This is a genomic window from Phycisphaerae bacterium (assembly GCA_012729815.1).
Classification (GTDB): Bacteria; Planctomycetota; Phycisphaerae; order JAAYCJ01; family JAAYCJ01; genus JAAYCJ01.
In genome coordinates this window covers 23,868-31,168 of sequence record JAAYCJ010000033.1, presented here as the reverse complement: position 1 = coordinate 31,168, position 7,301 = coordinate 23,868, and the positions used below count along the sequence as shown (strand labels likewise).

Below are 7,301 nucleotides of genomic sequence, written 5' to 3'. Positions count from 1 at the left end.
TCAAGGGCGACTCCGATTTCTGGTCGAGTTCCGTCTGGCCCGATGTCCGGTCGTACAGCCAGGTTCTGGTCAAGTCGCTCGAAATGGTGCTCAGGAATTATAAGCAAGACGCAATGCGGGACGGCTTTGAGCACTGGGGCGTCAAGAACCCGCTGTACGACGGCAAGCACTTCGAGCTGTTCTACCACACGCTGCCGCAGGGGCGGTTCATCTTCATCCACCGCCACATCCTGGACGTGGCCCGGTCCTACAAAGCCCGAAAATGGCTCAATTCCGAGCAGGACTGCACGGAGATGGTCCGGCAGTGGGGCAGGAACATGTTCTACATGCTCAGCTGCCGGTCGAACGAGCGGATCCTGATGATCCGATACGACCAGATGCTGGCCAATCCGGAGGAGCACGCCCAGCGGCTCGAGGCGTTCGTCGGGGTCGAGGGCATCGATCGGTCGATCTTCGGCCGCAAAATCAACACGTTCACCGGCGCCGGCGAGGCCGGCTATTCCGCGACCCAATACGTCGAGCCGGAGGAACTCTCGGCACAGCAGGTCGAGATCATCAGCCGGATGGCCAACGATCTGCTCAAACGCTGGGACTACCACCCGGTCGGCCCCATCGCCACATCGCCGATGGTGGTCCGGCCGCAACCGGTTCGGACAGCCCCAGCCGCGGGCTCGATCCGGGCCTAGCAACGGTCCAAACGCTCCCCGACCCGCGTCCGCTCCGCAATTTCATCGATCATACAATCCCCTCTTAGCAAAGCGGCGCAAATGTGATACAATAATAATGTATCGCATCCCCTGGACAGGAGAAGGGCCTATGGCGAGCGACAGAGCGCTGCTGGACCGCTATGTCGAAAATCACGATCCCGGGGCATTCGCCCAACTGGTTTCACGTTACGCCGATTTTGCCTACGGCTTGGCCCGCCGCCGATCGCCGGAAGGGGCTCAGTCCGAGCAGCCGGTCAAAGAGGCGTTTGAAGCCCTGGCTCAGAACTCCCCATCGGTCTCCTTTCCACTGGCCGACTGGTTCCACGCGACGATCAGCCGATCGGAGCAGCCGGGACCGGCCGTGCAACAGGCGACCGAGCCGACCTGGGCGGAAATGGCCGATCACGTGCACGCCGCGATCCCCGCCCTCCCCCAGGAAGTGCGGGCGCCGATCCTCTTGCGTTACCTCGACGGCCGAAGCCCCACCGAAACGGCCGAGTTCATCGGCGCCGACGAAAAGAGCACCCCCAAGTGGCTCCAGATGGGAATCCGCGAACTGCACCGGCGGCTGGAAGAGGCCGGCTTTAAGGTGACGCTGATGGGCCTGCACGCGGGCCTCGAGGCGGTTCCCCGCGCCTCAGCCCCAGCCGCGTTCAAGCAGCAACTGGCCCAGTTGGCCTATTCCGGCGTGGGCCGGCCCACCTTTCGGTCGAGGCTGGCCCCGATCGGCGTGGCCGCCGGGCGATGGTACCGGCGGCGGGGCAAGGCGACGGCTTCCGTCGGTCTGGTGCTGGTGGCCATCGGAACCGGCGGAATCCTGCTCTATCAGCGGATGGACAACATCGCCGAGTGGCTTCACACCGCCCGCGATGAGGCCGAGCGAAGCCATGCCCGCGCAGCCAACAACCGCCCCAGACCCACGCCCACGCCCGAACCGACCTACACCGAAAAACTCAAGGAGATCGAGAGCGGCAAGTTCTTCACCATCGACCTGCGCAAGCACTGCACCACGCCGATGACCGAACCGCGAGAAGGCGACGAGCTCAAGAACGACTGGAGCTGCCTGCCGGTCGGCCAGCAGGAGTTTCGCGGCGTGCCGTTCGATATCATCGACCAGAAGACCAACAACGACCTGTCCATGATCGAACTGATCACCACGAAGCACGAGCGGACCGAACTGCCCAAGGAGGTGACCGGGATCGATTTCGGCAATCGCAAGGCCAAGCGGCTGTACTTCCTCCACACCATGGGATGGGGATCCGAACCGGGCGAACTGGGCCAGTACCGCGTCCATTACCAGGGCCGGGAAGAGCCCGAGGTGATTCCCATCGTCAACGACAAGAACATCACCGACTGGTGGAATCCGCGGGAGGTCAGCGAAGCCTACATCGGCTGGATCGGCAGCAACGGACTGGGAAAGGTCGGCATCCACGTCTTTCCGTGGGTAAACCCGCGTCCGGACCTGCCCATCGCCTCGGTGGATTTCGTCAGCAACGACGTGGGCCCGATCCTGGGACTGGCGGCCCTGACCGCGGAAGAATGACGGATCGGATCGGTGCGGAAAACGCGGAGCATGCGTAGGTGATCGGTCTGGCAGACAGAGACGCCGCCGAGGGCGGCGGAGCCATTCTTCACATCGGCTGTTTGGTGTCTTTGTCCTTTGTTCCGCCCGCGTGTTCCGTGCCTGCTTCAAAGGGAAGTCGAACCGACGGAGGACGTCCAGCACGGCGGTCGCGGCCCGCCATGCGGCTCACGAAATGTAATTTGACGTGAAAAAAGGGTTTTCACCCGGCGAAAGAGGACGTATCATTTGAGTTCGAACGAGGGATTGGGAAGGGGTTCCCCAGGGTCACGCGACAGGAGCGAGCGATGAAGCCCGAGATTCGCAAGCCGACCGAAGCGGAAAAACAGCAGGCCCGGTCCTGGCCGATCTGGGAAAAGGAGGCCAGCGAGTTTCCCTGGCAATACGACGAAAAGGAGACCTGCCTGATCCTCCAGGGCGAGGTGACGGTGACCAATGAGCAGGCTGAGAAGTTCAACTTCGGCGCCGGCGACTGGGTGATCTTCCCTCAAGGTATGGAGTGCACCTGGACGATCCGAAGGGACGTCCGCAAGCACTACAAGTTCGGTTGACCGAAGGCGGCAGCCGTCGCCCCGGGTCGGGCCGGCCTGAGCCGGCCGGAAATCGTCCCGACCTCGGCCGGCGGGTCCCGGAATTGGCTTGTCTCCGTTCCGACGGCGGGTATCATACGCCGTTTGTCGCGATCGGAGCGACCTACCCTCAGAAACGGTTTCAGCAGGAGACCACCATGTCGGTTCGGATTGGGCTGATTGGCGCCGGAGGCATTTCGACTGCGCACGTGAAGGCGATCGAGGCGATCGACGACGCCGCGATCGTGGCGGTCTCGGACCTCGAATCCGACCGCGCCAACACCCGCGCCGCCGAGGCCAAAGCCGGCGCGGTCTACACCGATTTCCGGAAAATGCTCGACGAGCAAAAACTCGACGCGGTGTGGGTGTGCACGCCGCCGTCGGTGCGGGCCGAGCCGATCGAGGCCTGCATCGAACGAAAATTGCCGGTGTTCACCGAAAAACCGGTGGGCGTCAGCGCCGCCGCCGCCGCGGAACTGGCGGCCAGGATCGAGCGGGCGGGACTGCCGGTGATGGTGGGCTACGTGCTGAGATTCATGAAGGTCACCGACTGGCTGCGCGAGCACCTCGCCCAGGACCGCGTCTCGCTGGTCTGCTCGACCTACTGCTCGCCGATGACGCTGAACTACGCAGCCAAAACGCCCGCTCCCCTGTGGTTCTACCGCAAGGAGATCTCCGGCGGCGCCATCGCCGACCAGGCGACACACCTGTTCGATTTGATGCGCTATCTGGTCGGCGAGGTGGATACAATTTACAGTCTGGGCAGCAATTGTTTTCAACCCAAGAGCGCCGAGTACACCGTCGAGGACGCCTACAGCGTCTCGTTCCGCTTCGCCAACGGCGTGCTGGGGGTCCACGGCCATACCTGGTGCCACGCCTCGTGGCGGTCGGGCCTGACCCTCTACGGGGCTAAGGGCATGTACGCCCTGAACTGCATGCGGGGCCGGGCCGAGGTCGAGACCCCCGACGGAAAGACGATGAGCTATCAGCCGGACGACGCCATGTTCGTCAATGAGGACCGGTTTTTCATCGACATGGTCCGGCGGGGCGATTTCTCGAAACTGCACTGCAGTTTCGCCGACGGGGCGCGCACGCTCGCGCTGACCCAGAAGATACTCGATGTGCTGGATTCGCCGACGTCGGCGACGGCATAGGAAACCGTTCAATCCTGATGACGGAAACAAGATCCGATGCGCTACGAAGGCATTCTGGAACAGTGGAAACCCAACATCGCCCAACTCCGGCAGGTCATGATGGCCATGCCCTCACGACGGGAAGACCCGTTCGTCAGCCGCGAGATGATCCGCGACTTCAAGCTGCGCGAAGGATCGCTGATCGCGGGCGAGGTGGCCGAGAAGGGCAAGAAGGGCCCTCGGCTGGAGAAGATCGAGACCATCTGCGGACTGAACCCCGATGACTGGCTTCAGCAGGAGAGCTTCGAGGACAAGACGGTCATCGATCCTCAGCCGCAGCTCGTCCTCGAACCGAAAGAGAACAACATCGAGGTCCCTTACGGCACCACCTCGGTCCGCACGATCGACCTGATCTGTCCGCTGGGGTTCGGCCAGCGGGCGATCATCGTGGCCCCGCCGCGAACCGGCAAGACCGTGCTGCTCCAGCAGATCGCGGTGGCGATCAAGAACAACTATCCGACCATCGACCTGATCATGCTGCTGATCGACGAGCGGCCCGAGGAAGTCACCGAAATGCGACGGATCATTCCGGGCCAGGTCTTTGCGAGCTGCAACGACCGCGAGGTCAAATCCCACGTGCGACTCGGCCGCCTGATCATCGAATACGCCAAGTCGCTCTCCCAGGCCGGACGCGACGTGGTGGTCATGCTCGACTCCCTGACCCGCCTGTCGCGGGCGTTCAACGTCTCGCAGCGGGACAGCGGCCGCACGCTCACCGGCGGCCTCGACGCCCGGGCCCTCGAGGTGCCCAAACGCCTCTTCGGCTCGGCCCGCAAGTTCGAGCTCGGCGGCTCGCTGACCATCATCGCCACCGCCCTGATCGACACCGGCTCCCGGATGGACGACTTCATCTTCCAGGAGTACAAGGGCACCGGCAACATGGAACTGGTGCTCTCGCGCGATCTGGCCAACGAACGCATGTTCCCTTCGATCGACATCCCGATGTCGGGAACCCGCAAGGAGCATCTGCTGGTCGGCTCGCGCCTGCCGGAGTACAACGCCCTGCGCCGATATGTGACGCGCCTCAAGCCAAAAGAGGCCTACCAGTCGCTGGCCCTGGCCCTCAAAAAATTCCAGACCAACAGCATCCTGCTGAACAACCTGAGCCCGTCGTAGGGCGTGAGATCGCACTGCACGGTGGTTGTTTCGAGTGTCATTTCTGCGTGGGAACCCGCTTGGACCAGTCGCGACGGCGGTTCTCCTGGAACTGCTTCCGCGCCATCTCCGCCGTCTGTTCCACGTAAGGGCGGCCGTGGGCCGGGTGCAGCCACCGGATGTCGCCTTCGGGAAACAGATAGAAATCCTCACGAGACAGAAGATAGCCGCGAATCTGGGCCATCGGGGCGTCGTCGGTGATGTAGTTCACCACGTACAGGCTGCCGCTGGGCAGTTGCACCCAGCCGGAATAGCCGCTGTCCGGATGCAGACTCCGGTCGTTGTCGATGAACGCAAATCGCCCCGCTTTGTACTCGCTGTCGTACTTGGTCGGGTCCGGCGGCTCGACCCGCAGGGCCTCCTCAGCCGTCTCCATGTACAAGGCCAGCGACGTCGAGACCCCGCTGCAGAAGCGGTACGTGACCAGGACCTCGCCGCTGCGAAGCCGACCCACCGACGGCCGGCCGCGGCACGAGAACATCTCGGTCCGGATCGGCTCGCACCATGTGCGCCCACCGTCGCGGGAGATGCTCTTCCAGCCGCTGAGCTTCTCGGCGTCCTCACGCATGTAGCAGACCACCGTCCCGTCGTCCAGTTGGGCGAAGTCGCCCTCGTTGAGCCGCAGCCGTCCGACACCGGGCACGGCAAAGGGACCTTCCCAACGGCGACCCTTGTCGCTCGAAATATAGACCGTCTGTTCCTCCGTGCCGTGCTTGAGGGCCTGCCGCCAATCCATGTTCTTCGGCATGCGCATCCGCGTCACGCCGATCAACAGGTCGCCGTTGGCCAGTTCCTTGATCGCCGGGACGACGCCGTCCTGAATGCCGGTCTCCTGCGGTCCGGTCCACGTCCGGCCGCTGTCGGTGCTGCGAAACAGCAGGTTCTCGCACGGGTTCTCCTGCCACTCGCCGCGTCCGGGCGGGAAGAAATCGACAACCAGCAGCAGCGTCCCGTCGGCGCAGGCGGTGATCCGCGAGCAGTTGAGCCGGCCCTCGCCCTTGGTGTCGTCCTTCTCGATGACCACCTGCCTGGGCCGCCAGCTCATGCCGCCGTCCTCGCTCCGCCGGACGATAATCCGTGAAAACGGCGCCGGGGCGTGAGCCAGGGACTCCCGGTACGTGCACACCAGCGTCCCGTCCGGACCCTGGGCAACGTCGGCAAAGGCCTCATAGACCGTATCATCCCGCGAAACAACCAGCTTCTGCATGGCGCAATCTCCTCGACCGCAAATGGTGGAGTTTCAGATCAATGATGGAAGGTCAGGATATGACGCTACTTGTACATGGCGAACCCGCCGTCCACGACGATGTTCTGACCGGTCATGTACCGCCCGGCGTCGCTGGCCAGCAGGACCGCCGCGCCCTTGAGCTCATGCCCTTCCTCGCCCATCCGCCCCAGCGCGGTCGCCTGCGAGTAGCGCCGCACGAACTCCGGCGGCTGGCCGCGCTCGATCCCGCCGGGCGATATGGCGTTGACCCGGATGTGGTAGGGGGCCAGTTCGGCGGCGGCGTCGCGGGTAAAACCGAGCACGCCCGCCTTGCACGCCGCGTAGTCCACGAGATTCGGCCGCATCGGCAGCCCCTCGTACATCGACCGGTCGCGCCCGACCAGCCCGGCGATGCTGGCGACGTTGACGATCGACCCGCGCTGGGCCGGCATCATGATCTTCGCCGCCGCCTGCGTGCACAGGAAAGCCCCGGTCAGGTTGGTCTCAATCACGTATGTCCAGTCCTCCAGCCGCCGCTCCCAGAGGTGGTATTTGTCCGATTTCGGGGCGCCGCCCGCGTTGTTGACCAGGATATCAAGCCGCCCGAACCGCTGCGCCGCCCGATCGAACGCCTCGGCGACGCTCCGCGGATCACGCACCTCCAGCGCCAGCCCCATCGCCTCGATGCCGAACCGCTCGTCCAGTTCCGCCGCGGCGATCTGCGCCTTGTCCCCTTCGCGGCTGGTGATGACGATCTTCGCTCCCAGTTCCGCGTAGGCCTCGGCGATCTCCCAGCCGATCCACTGCGCCGCCCCGGTGACCATTGCCACCTGCCCGCTCAGATCGAACATGCCCTTGATGCTCGGTCCCTCTTTGCCCACGTCGCAC

The 7,301-nt window shown here is 64.1% G+C and carries 7 protein-coding genes; 5 read left to right on the top strand and 2 right to left on the bottom strand.

Annotated features, from left to right (window positions below; genetic code table 11):
- The 5 genes from GXY33_02630 to GXY33_02610 form a co-directional block, all read left to right on the top strand.
- A partial coding sequence (locus GXY33_02630) for a sulfotransferase (GenBank protein ID NLX04020.1) occupies positions 1 to 686 on the top strand: 686 nt, incomplete at its 5' end.
- A 130-nt stretch (positions 687 to 816) separates the two neighbouring features.
- On the top strand, positions 817 to 2,250 hold the full coding sequence (locus GXY33_02625; protein NLX04019.1) for a sigma-70 family RNA polymerase sigma factor: 1,434 nt from the start codon (positions 817 to 819) through the stop codon (positions 2,248 to 2,250).
- A gap of 326 nt (positions 2,251 to 2,576) precedes the next feature.
- Positions 2,577 to 2,840, top strand: a complete 264-nt coding sequence (locus tag GXY33_02620) for a cupin domain-containing protein (GenBank protein NLX04018.1) — start codon at positions 2,577 to 2,579, stop codon at positions 2,838 to 2,840.
- A gap of 176 nt (positions 2,841 to 3,016) precedes the next feature.
- Complete coding sequence (locus GXY33_02615) at positions 3,017 to 4,012, top strand: Gfo/Idh/MocA family oxidoreductase (GenBank protein ID NLX04017.1); 996 nt, start codon at positions 3,017 to 3,019, stop codon at positions 4,010 to 4,012.
- 36 nt (positions 4,013 to 4,048) lie between these two features.
- The gene (locus GXY33_02610; GenBank protein NLX04016.1) at positions 4,049 to 5,167 is read left to right on the top strand and encodes a transcription termination factor Rho; all 1,119 of its coding nucleotides are present in this window, start codon (positions 4,049 to 4,051) and stop codon (positions 5,165 to 5,167) included.
- A gap of 37 nt (positions 5,168 to 5,204) precedes the next feature.
- Here GXY33_02610 and GXY33_02605 read toward each other — a convergent pair whose 3' ends face one another.
- Entirely contained in the window at positions 5,205 to 6,413 is a 1,209-nt protein-coding gene (locus GXY33_02605) for an exo-alpha-sialidase (GenBank protein NLX04015.1), read from the bottom strand.
- A gap of 65 nt (positions 6,414 to 6,478) precedes the next feature.
- Positions 6,479 to 7,264: an SDR family oxidoreductase gene (locus GXY33_02600; GenBank protein NLX04014.1), complete on the bottom strand. Its 786-nt coding sequence runs from the start codon at positions 7,262 to 7,264 to the stop codon at positions 6,479 to 6,481.
- Positions 7,265 to 7,301 lie beyond the last annotated feature (37 nt).

Bases quoted from the DNA above. Each gene is read 5' to 3' on its own strand.
- GXY33_02610 (NLX04016.1), top strand. From the start codon at position 4,049: ATGCGCTACGAAGGCATTCTGGAACAGTGGAAACCCAACATCGCCCAA.
- GXY33_02620 (NLX04018.1), top strand. From the start codon at position 2,577: ATGAAGCCCGAGATTCGCAAGCCGACCGAAGCGGAAAAACAGCAGGCC.
- GXY33_02625 (NLX04019.1), top strand. From the start codon at position 817: ATGGCGAGCGACAGAGCGCTGCTGGACCGCTATGTCGAAAATCACGAT.
- GXY33_02600 (NLX04014.1), bottom strand. From the start codon at position 7,264: ATGTTCGATCTGAGCGGGCAGGTGGCAATGGTCACCGGGGCGGCGCAG.
- GXY33_02615 (NLX04017.1), top strand. From the start codon at position 3,017: ATGTCGGTTCGGATTGGGCTGATTGGCGCCGGAGGCATTTCGACTGCG.
- GXY33_02605 (NLX04015.1), bottom strand. From the start codon at position 6,413: ATGCAGAAGCTGGTTGTTTCGCGGGATGATACGGTCTATGAGGCCTTT.